27 protein-coding genes and 1 CRISPR repeat array are annotated in these 16,925 nt (G+C 55.6%); of the genes, 4 read left to right on the top strand and 23 right to left on the bottom strand.

What is annotated here, in order from left to right; genetic code table 11:
* Positions 1–5: 5 nt before the first annotated feature.
* From LHW45_08105 to LHW45_08010, 20 genes are all read right to left on the bottom strand, one after another.
* On the bottom strand, positions 6–314 hold the full coding sequence (locus LHW45_08105) for a hypothetical protein (GenBank protein ID MCB5285534.1): 309 nt from the start codon (positions 312–314) through the stop codon (positions 6–8).
* Between the two features lie 119 nt (positions 315–433).
* Complete coding sequence (locus LHW45_08100) at positions 434–646, bottom strand: hypothetical protein (protein MCB5285533.1); 213 nt, start codon at positions 644–646, stop codon at positions 434–436.
* Complete coding sequence (locus LHW45_08095; protein ID MCB5285532.1) at positions 646–1,935, bottom strand: chitobiase/beta-hexosaminidase C-terminal domain-containing protein; 1,290 nt, start codon at positions 1,933–1,935, stop codon at positions 646–648. The genes LHW45_08100 and LHW45_08095 overlap by 1 nt, the downstream gene beginning before the upstream one ends.
* Positions 1,932–2,261, bottom strand: a complete 330-nt coding sequence (locus LHW45_08090) for a hypothetical protein (GenBank protein MCB5285531.1) — start codon at positions 2,259–2,261, stop codon at positions 1,932–1,934. Before LHW45_08090 ends, LHW45_08095 begins: the two co-directional genes overlap by 4 nt.
* Positions 2,262–2,573, bottom strand: coding sequence for a hypothetical protein (locus LHW45_08085; GenBank protein MCB5285530.1), 312 nt, complete (start codon positions 2,571–2,573; stop codon positions 2,262–2,264). It lies immediately after the preceding gene.
* A gap of 112 nt (positions 2,574–2,685) precedes the next feature.
* Complete coding sequence (locus tag LHW45_08080; GenBank protein MCB5285529.1) at positions 2,686–3,135, bottom strand: hypothetical protein; 450 nt, start codon at positions 3,133–3,135, stop codon at positions 2,686–2,688.
* A 150-nt stretch (positions 3,136–3,285) separates the two neighbouring features.
* Positions 3,286–3,495 (bottom strand): helix-turn-helix domain-containing protein, encoded by a 210-nt coding sequence (locus LHW45_08075; protein MCB5285528.1) that lies wholly within the window; start codon positions 3,493–3,495, stop codon positions 3,286–3,288.
* Positions 3,476–4,216, bottom strand: a complete 741-nt coding sequence (locus tag LHW45_08070; GenBank protein ID MCB5285527.1) for a conserved phage C-terminal domain-containing protein — start codon at positions 4,214–4,216, stop codon at positions 3,476–3,478. The genes LHW45_08075 and LHW45_08070 overlap by 20 nt, the downstream gene beginning before the upstream one ends.
* A gap of 9 nt (positions 4,217–4,225) precedes the next feature.
* Complete coding sequence (locus tag LHW45_08065) at positions 4,226–4,837, bottom strand: DUF3164 family protein (protein MCB5285526.1); 612 nt, start codon at positions 4,835–4,837, stop codon at positions 4,226–4,228.
* Positions 4,830–5,354, bottom strand: a complete 525-nt coding sequence (locus LHW45_08060) for a hypothetical protein (GenBank protein MCB5285525.1) — start codon at positions 5,352–5,354, stop codon at positions 4,830–4,832. Before LHW45_08060 ends, LHW45_08065 begins: the two co-directional genes overlap by 8 nt.
* Entirely contained in the window at positions 5,347–5,661 is a 315-nt protein-coding gene (locus LHW45_08055; protein MCB5285524.1) for a hypothetical protein, read from the bottom strand. The genes LHW45_08060 and LHW45_08055 overlap by 8 nt, the downstream gene beginning before the upstream one ends.
* Positions 5,645–5,890: a hypothetical protein gene (locus LHW45_08050; protein ID MCB5285523.1), complete on the bottom strand. Its 246-nt coding sequence runs from the start codon at positions 5,888–5,890 to the stop codon at positions 5,645–5,647. Before LHW45_08050 ends, LHW45_08055 begins: the two co-directional genes overlap by 17 nt.
* Positions 5,887–6,126: a hypothetical protein gene (locus LHW45_08045; GenBank protein ID MCB5285522.1), complete on the bottom strand. Its 240-nt coding sequence runs from the start codon at positions 6,124–6,126 to the stop codon at positions 5,887–5,889. The genes LHW45_08050 and LHW45_08045 overlap by 4 nt, the downstream gene beginning before the upstream one ends.
* Positions 6,113–6,322, bottom strand: coding sequence for a hypothetical protein (locus tag LHW45_08040; GenBank protein ID MCB5285521.1), 210 nt, complete (start codon positions 6,320–6,322; stop codon positions 6,113–6,115). The genes LHW45_08045 and LHW45_08040 overlap by 14 nt, the downstream gene beginning before the upstream one ends.
* Positions 6,319–6,930, bottom strand: a complete 612-nt coding sequence (locus LHW45_08035; protein MCB5285520.1) for a hypothetical protein — start codon at positions 6,928–6,930, stop codon at positions 6,319–6,321. The genes LHW45_08040 and LHW45_08035 overlap by 4 nt, the downstream gene beginning before the upstream one ends.
* Entirely contained in the window at positions 6,927–7,277 is a 351-nt protein-coding gene (locus LHW45_08030; GenBank protein ID MCB5285519.1) for a hypothetical protein, read from the bottom strand. The genes LHW45_08035 and LHW45_08030 overlap by 4 nt, the downstream gene beginning before the upstream one ends.
* Complete coding sequence (locus LHW45_08025) at positions 7,274–7,675, bottom strand: hypothetical protein (protein ID MCB5285518.1); 402 nt, start codon at positions 7,673–7,675, stop codon at positions 7,274–7,276. Before LHW45_08025 ends, LHW45_08030 begins: the two co-directional genes overlap by 4 nt.
* On the bottom strand, positions 7,672–8,130 hold the full coding sequence (locus tag LHW45_08020; protein ID MCB5285517.1) for a hypothetical protein: 459 nt from the start codon (positions 8,128–8,130) through the stop codon (positions 7,672–7,674). The genes LHW45_08025 and LHW45_08020 overlap by 4 nt, the downstream gene beginning before the upstream one ends.
* A gap of 8 nt (positions 8,131–8,138) precedes the next feature.
* Complete coding sequence (locus LHW45_08015) at positions 8,139–8,855, bottom strand: ATP-binding protein (protein ID MCB5285516.1); 717 nt, start codon at positions 8,853–8,855, stop codon at positions 8,139–8,141.
* Positions 8,856–8,859: 4 nt separating this feature from the next.
* On the bottom strand, positions 8,860–10,833 hold the full coding sequence (locus LHW45_08010; GenBank protein MCB5285515.1) for a transposase family protein: 1,974 nt from the start codon (positions 10,831–10,833) through the stop codon (positions 8,860–8,862).
* Positions 10,834–11,561: 728 nt separating this feature from the next.
* Here LHW45_08010 and LHW45_08005 point away from each other — a divergent pair.
* Complete coding sequence (locus tag LHW45_08005) at positions 11,562–11,975, top strand: hypothetical protein (protein ID MCB5285514.1); 414 nt, start codon at positions 11,562–11,564, stop codon at positions 11,973–11,975.
* Here LHW45_08005 and LHW45_08000 read toward each other — a convergent pair.
* From LHW45_08000 to LHW45_07990, 3 genes are read right to left on the bottom strand one after another with little or no spacing between them, the layout of a single operon-like run.
* Entirely contained in the window at positions 11,970–12,197 is a 228-nt protein-coding gene (locus LHW45_08000) for a hypothetical protein (protein MCB5285513.1), read from the bottom strand. The genes LHW45_08005 and LHW45_08000 overlap by 6 nt on opposite strands.
* Positions 12,198–12,206: 9 nt before the next feature.
* Positions 12,207–12,347, bottom strand: a complete 141-nt coding sequence (locus LHW45_07995; GenBank protein ID MCB5285512.1) for a hypothetical protein — start codon at positions 12,345–12,347, stop codon at positions 12,207–12,209.
* 28 nt (positions 12,348–12,375) lie between these two features.
* Positions 12,376–12,621, bottom strand: coding sequence for a helix-turn-helix domain-containing protein (locus LHW45_07990; protein ID MCB5285511.1), 246 nt, complete (start codon positions 12,619–12,621; stop codon positions 12,376–12,378).
* 94 nt (positions 12,622–12,715) lie between these two features.
* Between LHW45_07990 and LHW45_07985 the strand changes: the two genes are divergently transcribed.
* The 3 genes from LHW45_07985 to LHW45_07975 form a co-directional block, all read left to right on the top strand.
* A complete protein-coding gene (locus LHW45_07985) occupies positions 12,716–13,372 on the top strand; it encodes an XRE family transcriptional regulator (GenBank protein ID MCB5285510.1) in 657 nt (218 codons plus the stop codon).
* Between the two features lie 10 nt (positions 13,373–13,382).
* Positions 13,383–13,838 carry a DUF4468 domain-containing protein gene (locus tag LHW45_07980; protein MCB5285509.1) on the top strand — a complete coding sequence of 152 codons (456 nt, stop codon included), beginning with the start codon at positions 13,383–13,385 and terminating at the stop codon, positions 13,836–13,838.
* Between the two features lie 777 nt (positions 13,839–14,615).
* Positions 14,616–15,234: a CRISPR direct-repeat array (repeat unit 37 nt; unit sequence ATCTGAATACCCATGACCCGTTCGAGGGGATTGAGAC).
* A 663-nt stretch (positions 15,235–15,897) separates the two neighbouring features.
* On the top strand, positions 15,898–16,925 hold a 1,028-nt coding region (locus LHW45_07975; protein ID MCB5285508.1), incomplete at its 3' end, for a hypothetical protein.

Genomic DNA, 16,925 nt, shown 5'->3' with positions numbered 1-16,925 from the left:
CGGGTTCAGAATCCGCTCCAGTACCACCAGGGGAGAAGGCCGAGGATGCCTCCGGCCAGGGAGCAGATGAAGTCCAGGAGGGTGTCGAGCCATTTGCGGCGGAGGTATTCGCGCAGGGAAAGGCCGGAGAGGATAAACTGGTTGCGTTCGATATTCAGGGCGAAGATGAAGATGGCCCAGACACCGAACCACCAGAGGTACATCTGGGCTTTGGGGTCGGCTTTGAGGATGAGCCAGTGCAGGAATCCGCAGACCGTGGCGACGATCCAGAAGCCGAGCAGATGCTTCCATTGGTTGGCGAGGCGTTGTTTCATGGTGTTCTCCTTATTGTCGATAAATTGGTGTGAGGTAAGATGGGGGTAGGTGTAGGGACTGTATCCCAGTTTACGCGGGGATGACGACTGGTGAAGGGGGCGGAGCGGGGGCGGAGGGGTTAATCCCATGGGGGCTCCTGGGGCTCCTCGGGATCAGAAGGCGGGATAAATTCGGAGCCGGACCAGGTCCAGCCGATGCCGCAGGAGGATGTGTTTACGGCGATCCAGGTGCCGCCCAGGCGAGAGTTGGCCCAGGCGACGTTGTCGCAGCAGATGATGTTGATCACCACGTTGGCCTCGTTGAGTTCGGCACAGTGCCGGTAGCTGTCCATTATGCCGCCCAGCGGATGATAAACACGCCATTCGCGCCGTTGCCGGAGGCAGCGACTTCGTTGCCGCCGGAGCCGGATCCTGTATTGGCCAGGGCGCTGAGTCCACTGCGGCCGTTGGTGCCGCCGCTGTGGCCGATGCCGTCGGGTCGGGTCGAGGTAGCGCTGCCGCCACCGCCGCCAGCAAACCAGCCAGCCGCGCCAATCACAACATCGTCTATCACGCCGTTGGTGAGGCCAAAACGGGTGTTCATGTCAATGCCGCTGCCACCATTACCGCCGTCGGTGGAGGTGCCCGAAAGCCCTACGCCATTGCCGCCATCGACAGCCGGATTATCGTCGTTGCCTTTGCCGCCGCCTCCGCCGCCCTGGCGGTTGGATCCACTGGCATACCCGCCACCGCCGTTGTGGCCTTGTCCGGCGTTTCCCAAAGGAGAAGCAGTAATGATGTGTCTGTTCCCCCCACCAGAACCGCCTGTCGCCGTGGCCGTGGCCCCGTTATACAGACCTTTGCCACCTCCCAGCGTTTTGTTTATATCTACTAAAGGGGTAAAATATTCATTTATCACGGAATCGCCGCCGACACCGCCGTCACCGCTGCCGTCAATCCCGGCGCCACCTGCGCCGACAGCCACGTTGTACGCGCCAACAGTTAGGTCGGTGGCAGCAGGCACATACTTACACCCACCCGCGCCGCCGCCGCCAGCTCCGGAACCTAAATTAGTCACGCCGCCGGACCCACCTCCGGCAACCAAGAGATAGTCCACTTCCGTTGCCGTATGGATCGTGAGAGTGCCGCTTTGATTGAAAATCAGATAATGATAGGCGCCCTGGGTTTTAACGGGGATAGGCGCGCCAGAACCAGTTACAGCGCTGAGATATCCGCTGGTGTCCAAGGTGACCGTGAAAACGCTCGAGGCGGCGATGGCGGAGGTAGTGTAACCTTCAGCCGCCGCGATGGCTTTGATCTGGTGGGCGCCGGGGGTGGGTATGGCAAAGGGGACTGTGTAAGGGGTGGATTCGGTGCTGGGATCCGAGCCGTCGGTAGTGTAATAGATAGCGGCGCCAAGGGTCGCGCAGGTAATGGAGTGAAGGCTGTCGGTGGTAATGGGATTATCCGCGGAAAGAGAGATAACCGGGACGGCGCACTGGGGCAGGGGGATGTCCACAGAGAGGGGGTCGAGGGTGGCGCGGAGGCCGGTGTCCAGGGCGGCGGAGGAGGGAACGCGGGAGATCCGGGCGGTGAGGTGCTGGGCGTGGAGGCGGGCCTGGAGACGGGCAGTGACGATCATGGAGTGGGAAAAGTGACCACGGGGAGGTCCTTAATGATGAGATGGCCGTAGGCGATGGTGTAGAGGGTGTTTGCGTCGGCATCGGCGATCTGGGCGTAGAAGGGGTGGGTGCCAGCCTCCAAAGCTGTTTCCTTGGGGACAGTGAGGGAGACAACATTGCCGCTGACGGAGCCAGCTATCGGTTCGTCCAGCCCGTCCACGGAGAGGGTGGGCACGGTGAGGCCCAGGGTGGTGAGGGCGAGGGGTGAGCCGGTGGAATCGTAGAGCGATATCCGGAGGTCGATGGTGTCGCCGGTGAAGGCGGTGATGACGGCGGGTTTCTGCATTTATTGCTCCGGGTTTTTTTTATTACGCCGAGGAGGGAGGCGCCCCTCATTCATCAGGTTACACTCAATCTTATTCCACCAGGCGTCTAACTTCGCGTCGATCTGTTCGAGATAATGGTCGAATTGCTTGTTCATCGTCTCCTGCCAATCCAGCATCATCTGGTTCCGAATCGAGGCCACCTTCTCGCGCAGATCGCCGTGCTCTTTCTGCAGCCTCTTATGTTCGCCATATACGCTTTTGAATATCCAAGTCATCGCGGCGCTGTATAGACCAAAAAGCGCAAACAATATCTTGATCAGCAAATCATCCATTTCAAGCCTCTGTTATTCTGTTGTTCATATAATTCATAAAGCGGCCACGCCAGATAGCTCTGGGCGTGGCCGGGGTCGGACGGAGGGGTATGAGGAGGGACATGGGGGTGTATTATCCATTACGGTTTCGCAGGTATTCGGCCAGGTCCATCAGGATGGCCTGAAACTGTTTGCACAGCCCGCCCAGCTCACGCTCGATCATGTAATCTGTGGTATGATCAAGGAACTTGATAATGTAGTCATTCAGCTCTTTGGCCGGCTCCTGCCGCCGCTGCTCTGCCCGCAGGATGCTCACCAGGCTCTGCAGCGCCGTGTTTTTTGGATCCTTGGCGTATTGTTCCAACGCCGTCAACAGCGCTTTCTTCCTGGCTACCGAGATCTTGCGGTTCAATCTGCGCTCTTCCCCCTCAATCCTGTCCCACGCGCCCTCTTTGATCCACTTGTTGGTCGTCTTGGGGGCGCAGCCCACCAGCGCGGCCAGCTCGATGGGATTGGTCTTGCCGCCCATGAACGCTTCAAAAGCGGCTTCTTTTTTCTCGCGGAATGCTTTACTGTTTGCCATGGCTCCATTTCATCAGCCTCCCCTCATCTCGTCAAATCCTCCTGCCCACTCCTGCCACACTTTTTTTCACTGTCACCAAACTTTCCCCCGGTATCCAGCCCAAGCAACACTGTTTCCACAAAAAAACCCCGGGGTCACCCGGGGCTAGCTTCATTCATTTTCTGGGCACACTCGATGCCTTTCCATATACGCGTTCAGGTCCTTCCCCTGCGCGCGCAACTGCCGCTTGCCGGCGATACGGTAGCTCGGCAGTGGGTCCTCGATGTCGCGCATCATGCGATACACGGTTGATATCACCACTCCCAGGATAGTGGCGATCTCGTCGGGCCGGTAACAGCGGTCACTCTTGAACAGTTCCATGCGCATGCTCCTTTTTCAGCTTCAAATACTCCGTTTTGGCCCCGTCTGGACAATTCTTGGTCGCCGCCAGGAAGCCCATCCTCGGCGCTGTGCGCATTGCGCGGAGCCGGGAAGGCACATCTTCCAAATATGCGTTCAAACTGCTCGCGTCGGGGAACCGCAGTGTCCACCGCATGAACTCCCCCCAGCTCTCAAAATCATGCCAGGCGCGCGCGTTCAGTTCGGATACCACGGCGTCCCGTTCAGCCTGCTTAACCGCCGCCCGTGCCGGCGCCGCTGTTTGCTGCTTTGCACGTTTCGCCGCCAGCTCCGCCCGTTCTGCCTCTTGCCGGTGCCATTCACCCAAATACTCATCAAAATGGCTCTGCCGGTATAGCGTGCTCGGCCGCAGATTATTCTTCATCTTCTCATCATTCCACCACTGCGTGGTCTTGATCTCATGCACCCGGATAAAGTCCTGCACTGTATATCCTTGCCTCAAGAGCTTGCTGATCATCACCTGCGCGTTGTCGGTGAGCGAAAACTTGCTCTTGGTGCGGTCGTTGAGGTCCTTGATTATCACCTGCGCGTCGTCCGCGTCGAGCTCCCAGCTGTCTCTGCTGCTTTGCTTCACGCGCGCCGTCCGGATTAAATTCCGGATCCAGCCCCGGAACCGCCGGGACAGTTCGTCCTGTCCCAGCAGCTCCCTTGCCATAATCCATAGTTCCTTGATCTCGGCCATTACCCGTCCTCACAGCTTCGCGTAGTCCAGCACGATGCTCTCCAGCGCGCCTTCCTCGTTCGCTTCTTGAAAGTAGAAGTAGGTCTTAGTGCCCTGCACGATGATGCTGTCCACGATCAGTTCCATCGCCTCCAGCCAGAGCGGGTGGTCGAACTTCATCTGTCGCAGCCCCAGGATCTGCTTGGTGTCGTACTTGCCCTGTTTATCCATCTCGAAGGCCCGGGTGACCAGCGATTTCAGCTCGTCGGTCGCGCCCGTGCTCCACTCCCGAATGCACTCGTCGATCTTCTGCTTGGCCAGGTTCAGCTTTTCACTGAACACGATCCGCCGCGCCATCTTGATCACCACCGCCTGGTCCGCGCTGAAGTTGTACAGCGTAGTGCCGCCGCTCCATTCCTCACCCTTCGCCGCCGCGACCTTGTTCAGATAATCGGCGATGGCGTGCGACATCGCTTCCTTTTCGCCAATGATCAGCTTGTTCAGCCGCTTCGCCCGCTTGATCAACTCGCCCACCAGCTTGTCCCTGCTCTTGTCGTCGGCTGAAACGTATCGTTCCAGCACCATCTGGTTGTCGCCGTTGATCCAGTACTTATCTCCGTTGTAATCCAGTATTTTAGGCATGATGCGCCTCCTTCAGTATTTCGTTCGTCCCGTCGATTACACCCTCCAGCACGTCCACATAGCGCAGCTCGTCATAGCTGCTCCACGTGCCCCTGCTGCGGGCATGCTGCCGCGCGCGCCGCAGCACCTCCAAATATTGCGGATCCGTCGGGCGCACCAGGAACGAGCCGTCGGGCATGATGTAGCGTGTGGGCCAATGCCCCTCTTGCTCCCGCACTACGCTCTCAACCTCTTTAACCTCCTTCACCATGTCAGCTGGTACGCTCAAATCAATGCCCACATCCGGCACGATCTGCTTGCTGGCTTTCCTGCTCACGTTCAGCCGCTTTCCCGAAAGGATGGTATGGGCCTCCTGTCCGTTGGGCAGCTTGGTCCGTCCATTTATGTGGCCTCGCCCGCTACACACCAAGCACCGGCTCGTCATCGGGTCGCGCGTCACAAATTCATATCCCCGCGCGTCTTCGGTCAGGGTCCCCTTGCCATGGCAGACAGGGCACTCACTCACGCCTTTAGGCATTGTCCACCTCCGGCTTCGTTGTCTTTTTCATATCTTGCTCCTTGTTGATTGTTATCGTTATGTCACGCTGAAGCATGAAGGCTACCTTTACCACCTGGCACATCGCGCCAAAGATGGCGTTTGCCAGGTTCACCTGCAAAGGCATGCCTTGCTCCAGCAATACTTCCGTCTTCATCCCGCAGCCGCATACCAGGCCGATCACGGGCCTCCCGTCTTGATCACCGGTGATATACGGTTCGTTGCTCCATTTCACTCCGCACCTCGGGCAGTGCTCTACTATCACCCTTTTGCTAAGAGGATCTTCCATTCTCTCGCTCCCATGTCACGTCCATAAGCGCGCAAACAACTCTCCTAAGTGGTGTTAGAGCCTCAAGCAACCCAGGATCTATTGTCCTGCCTTTGTTCTGAGGCAGGCACAACAATAGCAGCGCGCCTTCCGCCTCCACCCGCGTCCAGCCGTAGCGCTTGAAGGCCTTGTAAACTTCGGTCCGTAACCGCTTGATCAGGTCCGTCTGCACCTGGCTCTGCTTCTTCATTCCTCCCCCCTCAGCGCCACCCTGCCCGTTCCGCAGATCGGGCAATACTGCTGCTCCATCGGGATCTGCTCAAACGTGCACCGGCATTCCTGACACTGTAGCGCCACCAGGCTCGCGGCCAAGGCGTCTTCCAGCCCGCACTCTTCCGGGATTGGCCCCACGCAAACGCGATTCTCGCATCCTTCGACGTTGCAGTCGCTGCACCGGCTGATCACCACCAGCTTAAGCCTCATCATGATGCACCTCCAGCCATTCAGCGGCCTCGGCCAGGGTCCGCACCGTGGCCCGTAATATTCCCATGTTGCTGATTTCCAGCCAAGGCTGGCGGTTACGCTTCCATGCCACCCACCAGCGCCCTTTCATCCAGCTGTCGGTATGCTCCAGATGCTTGAAGCCCAGCGCCGCCATTCGTTCGTCAATCGTCCTGGTCACGTCGCCTCCCGCTTCGTCACCAGCTCCGGCGCGTATAGCAGGCTGTAGCTCACGTCATCGCTGCCGATCCACAGCTTCTGCTTGTCCACCAGGCTGAGGGTGTAATCCAGGTCATGGGCTTGTTTCACCACCTGGCAGCCTGCCGAATGCGGCCCCACGTATAGCGTAATGCCTCTGGCCAGGGCGCGGTGGAAATTGATTCCGTACAGTCCGGTGTAGCGCTTGCCGCTATAGTCCAGCACGCGGTCCCGGTTATTGTCGCGGATCACCACGCATGGACTCACCTGCACCAATGCCCTGTACTTGCCCCGGTGCTTGCCGGGACGGTACATCTTGGGGTAATGGCCAGGCGCCAATATCGCCGTCCCCCGCCAGTTGAGCGGACGCTCCAGGTAATACGCGCCGGGATCGGTGGTTCCCGGCACCTGAAACACCCACTGCTCGCCTTCCTCATCCACCCAGGCCAGCCCCAGCGTGTCGTCAAAATGGCCTGCGCGCGTCTCGGCGGATCGGATCCCGAACAGGTTCAGGTCATATGGAGCGGCGTAAAAGGGGTAAGAGCGGGCATCATACTCTTGCTTCAGCCCGTCGTAACTCAGCGTGATCATGACGCCTCCTTCGGCCCTTCAAACTGTTTTAGCAGCTCCGAGTCCAGCTCGCGCAGCTTCTGCCGCACCCGCGATACCTCGTTCATGGCCTCCACATACTTGCCCACCAGGTGCCGCGTGCCCGTGCCGCCGCCGTCGTTTTGCAGCTGGCTCAGATCTCGTTTGGCGGAGATCATGCGCCTGCAAAAATAGCTCACTTCCTTCTTCAAATGAATGCGGCTGCGCTCATGGGCTGCCTTCTCGCTTTCCATGGCGGCTAAGGCCATCACGAACAATCCCGTGAACAGCAAACTGTAGCCGATCAGCAGGATCAGTGCCCATATGGGCAACGTTAGGGTTGTAGTCATCGTTTGTACTCCTCAATAGGTGGTTGGGTGATTTTCTCCAGGAGCTGCCGGACTTCGGTCCGCTCCTCTTCCGTCAAAAGGTTGATATGGGTCTTGTGATAGGTGTTGGCCAAAAAGGTCCGCAGCATCGCGTCATTCCAGCCCGCAGCCATCTGCAGCTTGTAGATGTAGCGCCCGGCTGAATCATATTCCCACTCTGTCGGCCGCCCGCTCCGGCGGTAGCCTGAGATCACCTTCCAAAGAGATTCCAGCTCGTCCAAATCCATGTCGCGCAGATGGTCATGATACTGCAGTCCCTTCAAGATAAACCTGAATACTGGCTCGCTCCAGCCCAGCCGTTTGATCCGGTGCGCCTGGATCTTGCCTCGCAGCGCCTTGCACTTCTCTTCCCTGGTCACGTCGCCTCCCGCTTCAGCCTGGCCAGGATCCCCTTTTCGATCACACAGCCTAAAAGTGTCAGGTCGTCCTGCCCCGTCCCAATGTAGCGGCTCCCCGTCCAGGTCACCGCGCCCAGGCTCGCCAACGCCTCCAAATACATGTAGGCGTATTGCCGGCTAACGCTTAGGTGCTGGCCCAGGTCGCGCACACTTTCCACCCGCTTCTGGCTCAGCACCTCTATCACTTTAGCGCCCACGCTCACGCGGTAGGTCCAGCGTATACCGTTCACGCTATTGGTGTTCACGATCCGGTGCGTCTGAGTCGCCTGCCATACTCCAGGCTCGATCTCCCTGGCCCTGCCCGCGCGCACCAGCCGCGCCATCGTTTGCGTCACGGCGTCATCGCTCTCACCGGTCAGGTTGCCGCATATCTCCACGTTGAACGGACGCCGGTACTGGGCCGCGAAATTCTCCACCAGCTTGCTCACTTCTGCGCCTCCAGATCATGCACCGTGATGGTGCTCAGCTTCATGCTCTTCGCCACGCTCTCGATGCTGTGGATCAGCTTGATCGTGTCCCGCAGCGTCCCCTTGTTGCGGCGATAGATGTAATCCACGATGTCCTCTGCGAATTTTACGTCCATCACCGTCACCGACAAAATTGCGATGTCCTTTTTGCTGGGCTGCTCGAACTCGCAGAATACCCCGCACCTGTCGAAGTAATACCGGTTGATCTGATACAACTTCTCCTTCGCGTTCTGCATCCCCACCAGGATCACCACCGCCATCGTCTCGTCCACAATGTCGCGCAAAGCGCCCAGGATCTTCGGCTCCCGGAAGGCGTAGTCGATCTCATCCACCACGATCACCACCTCCGGATGCTGGCACAGCAAACCGATGATCGAGTTCATGATCCCCGCCGCGCTCCCGGTCACGGGTAGGTCGCCCGCGCCCAAATGCCGCATCAGGGCATTCTTCAGCGCCACCGCGAACGCTTTGGGGGTCATGTAGCTCTCAAGTCTTAGATAAATGTAGCCCTTACTGTAGGCCATCCGCTGCGCGTAGGTGGTCTTACCCAGGCCCGGATGTCCGTAGATCAGGCCCATCCCCACCATCTCCAGCCGGGGCCGCTTAAGTAAATAGTCCAAACACTGGTCCGCTTTCACCACGTTGCCCAGCCTTGCCAGTTTTCCTTCTTTCATTGTCTTACCTCTCTATTCCAATGATTTTTTGCATTTCCTTGAAACTCACGGTGGAGGCCAAGCTGCCCTCGTCTTCCAGTAGGTCCTCCAGCTCAATCGTCTTCTCGATTGCCGGCGCCGCCGCGGCAACAGCCTGCTCCAGCTCGATCACCACGGGCACCTCGCTCTCAGCCTCGCGCGCGATCTTCTCCAGGGCCGCCACGTCGTCATGCACGTCCGCCCTCGGCTTCCTGGGCGGCATCATGGGCGGATTTTTGAACAGCGGATTGTGCTGTTCGATCTCGGCCTTGCGCTGCTCAATAATCCCCTGGTGTTTGGCCAGTTCGCGGTCCACGCCGTCCTTGGCCCGATCCACCGTCCGTTTCGTCGTCTTCTGGATCATCCGGTGGATGGCCTTGTTTTCCTTGATCTCCGCTTTCACCTCGTGATAAGCCAATGGATTATCGCTCAAGAAGGCCATGCCGTTCACGCCCTCCCGTAGCTCAGCCTCGCAGATCAGCCAACTCCTCTCATCATACACCATTATCTGCCGCAGATCGCAGTAATCATACCGGATCACCACCGGCTGCAGCGCGTGATCCACCAGCTCAGGAGCCCAATAACGGTTGCCCATCAGCATGATCCCGTCCTTACGCACCCGCTTGCGCTCCGCCTTCAGCATCAATATGTCCAGTTCGCGGATCTGCACCGCCCGGTCTGCCGGCCGCTCGCTCTCTCTGAAGACGGTGTAGGGTGTCTGGCCCTTCAACTGGGCGTTGGGACGGTTGCCATACATGTAGCGCACCCAATAGTAGGCCATCGTCAGCGCCTCGTCATACTCCATGGGCTTGCCCTCAAACATCTTCTTGGCCCACTTCTCGTTACGCATCAAATGTGCCGGCTTGTCCGCTATCGTGCTCCCCCGGAAACCACTCATGAACCGCTCCCACTGCTCCTGCATCGTCTTGAAATACCGTTCGATCACCTTGCTCCGGCCGTTGTAAGCCTCGGCAAAGTGCGCGTAGATCCCCAGCCGCGGCAGTATCCCGGCCAGCTCAACGCTCAGGTCGTGGTCCTCCGGCGCCTGCGTGAACAGCTTGCTCTTGAACGCCCGCCCGTTATCCAGGTAAACGCACTTGGGCACAAACTCCAGCTGCAATATCGCGTTCCGGAGCGCCGTGAGGATGTGCACGCTGTCCTCTGTGTAGGCCAGGCTCGCCCCCACCGGGTATCTGGAGGCCCAGTCGTAAAACATGATCATCGTCAACCTGGCTGGCTTGCCCGTCAGCGGATTGATGATGTCGTTGCCAATCACATGGCCGTCACCCACCAGCACGTCACCAAACTTGATGTCGTCTGTGTTGCGGATCAGGCTCTTTATGATGTTGTCCTTCACATACTTATCGCCGAGCCGCCCTTGCGCCCATACCGCGGGATGCGCCGCCGCCCAGTCGTTGCACCAGCGCTTGAGCGTGGCCTCACTGCTCGGGCTGTCCAGCCCCAGCTCCCGCGCCTCGTCCTTCAGCATCGTGATCGAGCTGCCAATGCTTGCCTTGCTGTCTGAAAGCAGATGCTTGAGCAAATAGTCCTGCTCGAACTGCGTCACCTTGCGCCCACGGATCTGAGCCGTATTCTTGTGAACCAGCTCAAACATGTCGCCCGTCTCGCTCCAGCGCTGCCACCAATGCCGCAGGCCCCGCTCGCTCCGACAGCCCCGCAGCTTGCGCAGCTCAGGCACCAGGTCACCGGCGTTGTACGCGCCCGTGATTTCCTCCCAACACGCCCCCCGGCTGCTCGCGCTCCGCAATCTCCGCTCGATCTCCTGCATCAGCAGCGCGTACAACTGCGCCTCATCAAGCTTATGGTAAGGAACATACTCAACCACTCTGCCCGGAGCAGGTTTCACAACCTCTGTCACCTCCGGAGCGGGGTCGTCGCACATTACCTCGGCCATGACGGCGCCCGCGGCGCTCGTTCGATGATCCCGATAGCCGGCCATCACGTCCTGGTAGTCGTTGCCCGTGCGCTGTGACTCTGCCCAGGCTAACTTGCACTGGTGGCTGTTGCAGTGGCTGTATTCATCGCACTCGTAACAGCACTCTGCTTTATGGCACATCGTTTTGGCATAACAACTCTCACACGCGCCCAAGGTTTCATCCTGGTTGTCGCACTCTGGTTCCGCACTTTTGGTTCCGCTCTCAGGTTCCGCACTTTTGGTTCCGCACTCTGGTTCCGCACTTTTGGTTCCGCTCTCTGGTTCCGCACTTTTGGTTCCGCACTCTGGTTCCGCACTTTTAGTTCCGCACTCTGGTTCCGCACTTTTGGTTCCGCACTCTGGTTCGGCGGTCCAGATTTCGTAAGATACTTGATCTTTCCTGGAGGGGTGCGGCACCTCTCTAATCTCGTATTTACCAGCTGCTATGTTTTTGCGTACCGCTCGCTCACTGATCCCCTTAATGGCCGCGTATTCCTTTACCGTGAGCCAGTTTGCGTTAATGTGTTGACCACTCATTCTACAGCTCCTTGTTAAAATTTCCACCCGCTAAACTCTCAAAAAGGGCGGGGAGGTGTCGACTCCTCTCCCGCCCCGGAGTTGTAGGTAGGTGGTTTGTAAAGCTCAAACGGGCCTCGCGCGCGGGGCCGGTTTCAACTCTGCTCTTGACAAAAAGGCGGGACGCCCCAGTCCTGCTCATAGTCTCACAACCATTATAGAAGGAGCGTCCCATCATGATAATTCTTAACCTGCCAACCATTACAGTTGCTGATTTGAAGCAATCCATCGCTCAATACACCGCGATGTTTTTGCCATATATGGAGCAGTTGCTACAGCTTGAATCCCAAGCTGATCCAGCTGCTCTGGAAGCTTTGGCTTCGCGAGACAACGACCGTGTGAATCGGGCTGCGCTTGAGTTTGTGGCACGTAAACAGCTGCCACAATACCTTGATCTTGAGATTCTGTTTGGCCTCTTTGTTCGTTTGGTCCACAATCTGGATCGCCTTGACCAGATTCCGCCAAAGAGACTTCTTTACCTGGCTTATCTTGACGATAACCATGTCCCGATACCCTGTCCCGATACCATTGAGTTCGTCTTGTTACGCGTCCGGACCGACAAAGAGTTCCTTTTCTTATCCTCATCATGATTCACGCCCTTGCGACGCTGTCTGACTTCGCGCATCACTCTTAGGCTGGTCCTTGTCCCCGTTGTGCCCGAACATTCTTGGGCTATACTCCTTGCCGTTATCTAAGGTCGGGATTGCCTCCATCCGAGCGTCCCGTTCACGCATCTTCTCCCGGTGTTCTTCCAACGCTTTGTTCAGCCGTTTGCTCAGTTCCTCTGCGCTGCCTTTGATCATCTTATCCAAATTCATCTCTCACCCCCACCCGCAGGCCCATAAAAGCCACATCAGCCAAAAGCCGACGCCCAGGCAGCCGAGCAGCAAAAAGCCGCCCACTACCATGTCCCCTGTCTCACTCTGCGCCCAATCCCAGGCGCGCTTGATCATGTTTTTCATTGGATACCTCCATCCTTGTGATTGTTGCTCATGCGGCCTCCGCCTCTTCCCGGATCGCCCGCGGCACCTGCTGCCCCTGCCTCTTGTACTGGGCCGCCAAAAACACGGCTATCCGCTGCCGCGCAGCCCGCGCTTTCCGCGTGCCGTTCACGATTTCGCGGATGTAATACACCGATACCCCCACCCCCCGCGCCAGGGCCAGGTAGCTCAAATCAAGATCAATCAAGGCTTTCTTGATTTGTTTCCCGGCCAGCGTGAAATTTTCACTTGACATCGTTTCTCCTCTCTTGTATTTGGGTCTTGTCATATATAGAGGACACGATATAGCAATACGCTATGCTGTCAAGCGAAAAATATAGGATAATGCTATGAAAGCTCATAACGAGGGGCTTGCACAACGCTTAAAACTTGTCAGGACAAGCGTTTCAGCAACCCAAAAAAAGTTGTCAGAAGTACTTGGTTGCAGCCAGGCTAAGGTCTCTGATTATGAGTCCGGGAAGCTTTCAATCTCGAATATTGACCTTTCCAAAATAGCAAATACCTATAACATCAACCTTAATTGGCTCATCACCGGGGAAGGGCAAATGTATAATAATGTACGCGCCCGCGAGGGCAGTATTGACCTCCTGCGTCTGCCTGTCCTGGGCGACATTGCCGCGGGCGTACCTTTTGAGTTTGTCCAGGATGAAGCGAATGAGCTTTTGGATGTCCCTGCCACCCTCCTTACCTTGCCCCCGCCCTACTGGGTGTTCCGCGTGGACGGAGAGTCCATGCTGCCCGTTATCCAGCCTGGTGACTACGTGGTGCTCAGCACCAACTGGCACGGGATCAAGCTTGATGGTCGCGTCTGTGCCTTTCGCACCGCGGACGGTATCACGCTCAAGCAATACGTCCTGGATCACCGTCACCGCACCGCCTGGCTTTGGCCCATCAACTCCAGCTATAAGCCCGTTGCTTTTAATCGAGACACCGATGACTGCGCGCTGATCGCCGTTCTGGTCCTCTCCATCCGTAAATACATCTAAGGAGCTATTCATGCGTTACAACATACTATTCCCAACACTGATAGCTATCATCATTGCCTTGTCTGTGTCTGGTTGCGCCAATGTAACAACCCGGTATGGGTTTGACCCTGGAGAAGGTGTTTACACCTATACCAACGCTGTTACTAAAGAACAGGCTGCGGCCTACTATCTTGCTGAGGAGTGGTTAAGTCTGAACATTGATGATGCCAACAAGGTCATTAACCTCCGCCAACCGGAAACCGGTACTTTAGTGGCTAAGCCTTCTATCCTGGTCTCTGTGGCTTATGTACCATATTGGGCGTCCTATACTTTGAAGATCGGTTGCAAAGATAACCAGGTGATTACAACGTTCACCATGGGCACACTGGAAAATGGCACATATCCCCCCAGGGACGCCATGCCTTCTTTGGAAGCAAGGTTTGCTTCTCTTGCTGCCTCGCTGCATGAGTACATTGAGACTAACTGAAGGTCCGCAGATCTAATACCCGGCCAAATGTAGGCCAGTATGGCCGGATAATGTGGCTATTCACTACTATATTCAGCGCTCCTGCCTTCTACTGCCCACTCCTGCCACACTATTTCATAAAAATGGTTCCAGGAGTTCGCTTCAGGTTACGCACATTTATGCTTTATGCAAGAATCGTGACCCGGTTTGCAAGAATTAGTGACCTCCGCTTTTCCGCAAAATAACCCATATCCCTCTCTCTGTCAACATCACAACAGCTACTACTTACCACAAACTGCTTTTCCCCTATTTTGCTCTCTCCTCAGCGTCTTTATGCAAGAATCGTGACCCAGGTACCGCTAAAACTCCCTAATCATCCCTGATTAGAATCACTCCCAAAATCACAATAACTTCTTATCCCTCATAAAGATAACCTAATATTTGCACAGTGACCTCTTATGCAAATTCAGGTGCCTCTTTACAAAACTGATAATCGTCTGAACCTGGCTGCGGATTTATCTTGACAGAAAAAGTGGCTTGCATATTGGTAAGACATCAGAAACATGGTTTTCAAGGACGGTGATTTGGATGAATAGAGCGATATTAGCCCAACTTGTTGAGGGAGAGGGATTTGACCTCTGTCCTTGGCCAAATCACCGTCCTTTTTACAACTCACTGCAAGACAAGTATTTGCGAGACGCGAAAAAACATGCCCCCACCCCCCGGAGATCAGAAAACCCGTCGCCGTCCGAAACGCCTTTGCAAGCCTCTGTCCTGCAATGAGCTAAAAACGCTGCTATCTGAATACCCATGACCCGTTCGAGGGGATTGAGACCGTTCTGCGACGCTATAACGCGTGGGATGTATTGAATCTGAATACCCATGACCCGTTCGAGGGGATTGAGACCGTTCTGCGACGCTATAACGCGTGGGATGTATTGAATCTGAATACCCATGACCCGTTCGAGGGGATTGAGACTCTGCCAAATCTGCATATAGTTCTCAGGCTGATAGTCATCTGAATACCCATGACCCGTTCGAGGGGATTGAGACATAGATCGCTTGGGCAAGAGCCAGAATAATCATATAATCTGAATACCCATGACCCGTTCGAGGGGATTGAGACCCGTAGGTGTGGGTGGAGCTAACGTTTGCGTACAAATCTGAATACCCATGACCCGTTCGAGGGGATTGAGACCGGATAGTGAGGGCTTATGGCGGTGGATGGTTAGATCTGAATACCCATGACCCGTTCGAGGGGATTGAGACCATAATACTTGCATTGTGCGGACTTGACGAGAGCCTCAAAATCTGAATACCCATGACCCGTTCGAGGGGATTGAGACAAGGTGAGCAATGAGCAGGAACAGTATGGTAACCATCTGAATACCCATGACCCGTTCGAGGGGATGTGGCATTAGTTTGCGTAGAGGATGATCCCCGAAACCGGAGCGGAGGAGGGAAGCTATCACCAAACCTAAGCAAGGACGGAGCTTTAACCGGCAGGCAAGTCCAGTCCCAACCTTGACACTTGCCGACGAGACTGGATATAAGTTCTCACCCAAACCTTCAAATCAGTATCACGTGTCACAGTGGTCTTATTGGCTTATCAGGCAGAGAGATAGATAAGACTGGCTTTGGTTTGTGTCACAGTGGTCTTTGGACGTTTCTGGACGTTTTGTATCACGATTATTGCAAATTTGCTCTGTTTATGGACTGGTTTCGGATGATCAGATTTTTGGGAGAACTCATCAGATTTGTTAACGCTTTTATTGTCACAGTGCTGGGTGGTGTGGGAGAACTGGAACAAGTCTGAATCCGGTCTAAAGCGCTTTGGGAAAAGTCTTTATGCTACTTGTGTTGGGCTTTGAACAGGGGTTTGCTTCAATGGTTCATTTGATTCTGTCTGGTTCTTGGGAGATAAAAGAGGCAGGGCTTATAGATAAAAGATGGTCGAATCGCTAAGCAGGATTTGGTTGGCAGATTTCTTGCATTTTCAGCGCATTTACAACAGAAAGGACTTCCCAACATATTGCAGTACAGGATAGTAGAACCTACTATTATAATAAGGGAGGCGCTGATGAAAGCGACTTTTGAAGCTCATCGGCAGGGCGGTTTATGGCAAGACCACTGTGACAAATTAGGCACCGTGACAGGTGTCACAGTGGTTCAGGAAGAGCATGAAATGCCGGAGATGCTGAATGGGAGAGGCTTTGAGCGCTGTGACAATTTATCTCCCGAGAAATGTGTCACAGTGCCAGGTATTGATGAACCCAAGATGGGCTTGTGTAGTGATCCAACTTTGTCACAGGACGCTCATCCAGATATCACTGCTGCGGACAAAGTTCACTCGGTAACGGAGTATCCGGATCTGAGTAAAGATGCCAATCTGCCTTTGCGTAGATTGGAAGAGGCAAAGCTGCTGGGACATTTCTGCACTGTTGTGCTGAACCGGCTGCGTGATTGTGAGTCCAGAACTGAGGAATGGAAACAGATAGTGCTTGATTACAACAACGGATTACTGGTGCCGGAGCTGTATCAGATGCGTGATAAACGCTGTGAGAGAACTATCCGCACCTGGATAGAGCAATATCTGCAATCGGACTACAACATGTTTGCTCTCGTCCACAGCAATTGGAACACTATCCGTAAACGCAAGGTATCAGAGCTTGAGAGTCAAATTCTGCTGAGCATGCTGCTGCATCCCAATCGGGTTAAGATCGGCTCTGCCATCAAACTGCTAAAAGCCCAAGCCCGGCTTGGTTACTTTGATTCGGGGAGTAGCATTCCCACCCTGAGAAGGTGGTGTACAGACTTCAGGAATAACAATCCCGATATCTGGCAACAGGCTCGCATGGGCAGTAAGTTCGTGGCAGAGCATATCATCAAGACCATCCACAGAGACAGCAGCTTACTCAGGGTTGGTGATGTCTGGGTGGCGGATGGACACAAGCTTGCCCTTGATATCCTTGACCCCAAAACCGGAAAGGCAAAGCGGATGATGCTGATTCTGGTACTGGACTGGGCAAGCCGTTATCCGGTGGGAGCTTCACTTGCCTTTACAGAGGATAGTCAACATATCCTGGCCGCCTTCCGCAATGGCTTTCT

It is taken from the genome of Candidatus Cloacimonadota bacterium (assembly GCA_020532085.1).
Lineage (GTDB): Bacteria > Cloacimonadota > Cloacimonadia > Cloacimonadales > Cloacimonadaceae > Syntrophosphaera.
This window is presented reverse-complemented; position numbering and strand designations above follow the sequence as displayed.

Excerpts from the sequence above, each read along its gene's own strand:
- LHW45_08105 (MCB5285534.1), bottom strand. The coding sequence starts at position 314 with ATGAAACAACGCCTCGCCAACCAATGGAAGCATCTGCTCGGCTTCTGG.
- LHW45_08100 (MCB5285533.1), bottom strand. The coding sequence starts at position 646 with ATGGACAGCTACCGGCACTGTGCCGAACTCAACGAGGCCAACGTGGTG.
- LHW45_08095 (MCB5285532.1), bottom strand. The coding sequence starts at position 1,935 with ATGATCGTCACTGCCCGTCTCCAGGCCCGCCTCCACGCCCAGCACCTC.
- LHW45_08090 (MCB5285531.1), bottom strand. The coding sequence starts at position 2,261 with ATGCAGAAACCCGCCGTCATCACCGCCTTCACCGGCGACACCATCGAC.
- LHW45_08085 (MCB5285530.1), bottom strand. The coding sequence starts at position 2,573 with ATGGATGATTTGCTGATCAAGATATTGTTTGCGCTTTTTGGTCTATAC.
- LHW45_08080 (MCB5285529.1), bottom strand. The coding sequence starts at position 3,135 with ATGGCAAACAGTAAAGCATTCCGCGAGAAAAAAGAAGCCGCTTTTGAA.
- LHW45_08075 (MCB5285528.1), bottom strand. The coding sequence starts at position 3,495 with ATGGAACTGTTCAAGAGTGACCGCTGTTACCGGCCCGACGAGATCGCC.
- LHW45_08070 (MCB5285527.1), bottom strand. The coding sequence starts at position 4,216 with ATGGCCGAGATCAAGGAACTATGGATTATGGCAAGGGAGCTGCTGGGA.
- LHW45_08065 (MCB5285526.1), bottom strand. The coding sequence starts at position 4,837 with ATGCCTAAAATACTGGATTACAACGGAGATAAGTACTGGATCAACGGC.
- LHW45_08060 (MCB5285525.1), bottom strand. The coding sequence starts at position 5,354 with ATGCCTAAAGGCGTGAGTGAGTGCCCTGTCTGCCATGGCAAGGGGACC.
- LHW45_08055 (MCB5285524.1), bottom strand. The coding sequence starts at position 5,661 with ATGGAAGATCCTCTTAGCAAAAGGGTGATAGTAGAGCACTGCCCGAGG.
- LHW45_08050 (MCB5285523.1), bottom strand. The coding sequence starts at position 5,890 with ATGAAGAAGCAGAGCCAGGTGCAGACGGACCTGATCAAGCGGTTACGG.
- LHW45_08045 (MCB5285522.1), bottom strand. The coding sequence starts at position 6,126 with ATGATGAGGCTTAAGCTGGTGGTGATCAGCCGGTGCAGCGACTGCAAC.
- LHW45_08035 (MCB5285520.1), bottom strand. The coding sequence starts at position 6,930 with ATGATCACGCTGAGTTACGACGGGCTGAAGCAAGAGTATGATGCCCGC.
- LHW45_08030 (MCB5285519.1), bottom strand. The coding sequence starts at position 7,277 with ATGACTACAACCCTAACGTTGCCCATATGGGCACTGATCCTGCTGATC.
- LHW45_08015 (MCB5285516.1), bottom strand. The coding sequence starts at position 8,855 with ATGAAAGAAGGAAAACTGGCAAGGCTGGGCAACGTGGTGAAAGCGGAC.
- LHW45_08010 (MCB5285515.1), bottom strand. The coding sequence starts at position 10,833 with ATGGCCGGCTATCGGGATCATCGAACGAGCGCCGCGGGCGCCGTCATG.
- LHW45_08005 (MCB5285514.1), top strand. The coding sequence starts at position 11,562 with ATGATAATTCTTAACCTGCCAACCATTACAGTTGCTGATTTGAAGCAA.
- LHW45_07995 (MCB5285512.1), bottom strand. The coding sequence starts at position 12,347 with ATGAAAAACATGATCAAGCGCGCCTGGGATTGGGCGCAGAGTGAGACA.
- LHW45_07990 (MCB5285511.1), bottom strand. The coding sequence starts at position 12,621 with ATGTCAAGTGAAAATTTCACGCTGGCCGGGAAACAAATCAAGAAAGCC.
- LHW45_07985 (MCB5285510.1), top strand. The coding sequence starts at position 12,716 with ATGAAAGCTCATAACGAGGGGCTTGCACAACGCTTAAAACTTGTCAGG.
- LHW45_07980 (MCB5285509.1), top strand. The coding sequence starts at position 13,383 with ATGCGTTACAACATACTATTCCCAACACTGATAGCTATCATCATTGCC.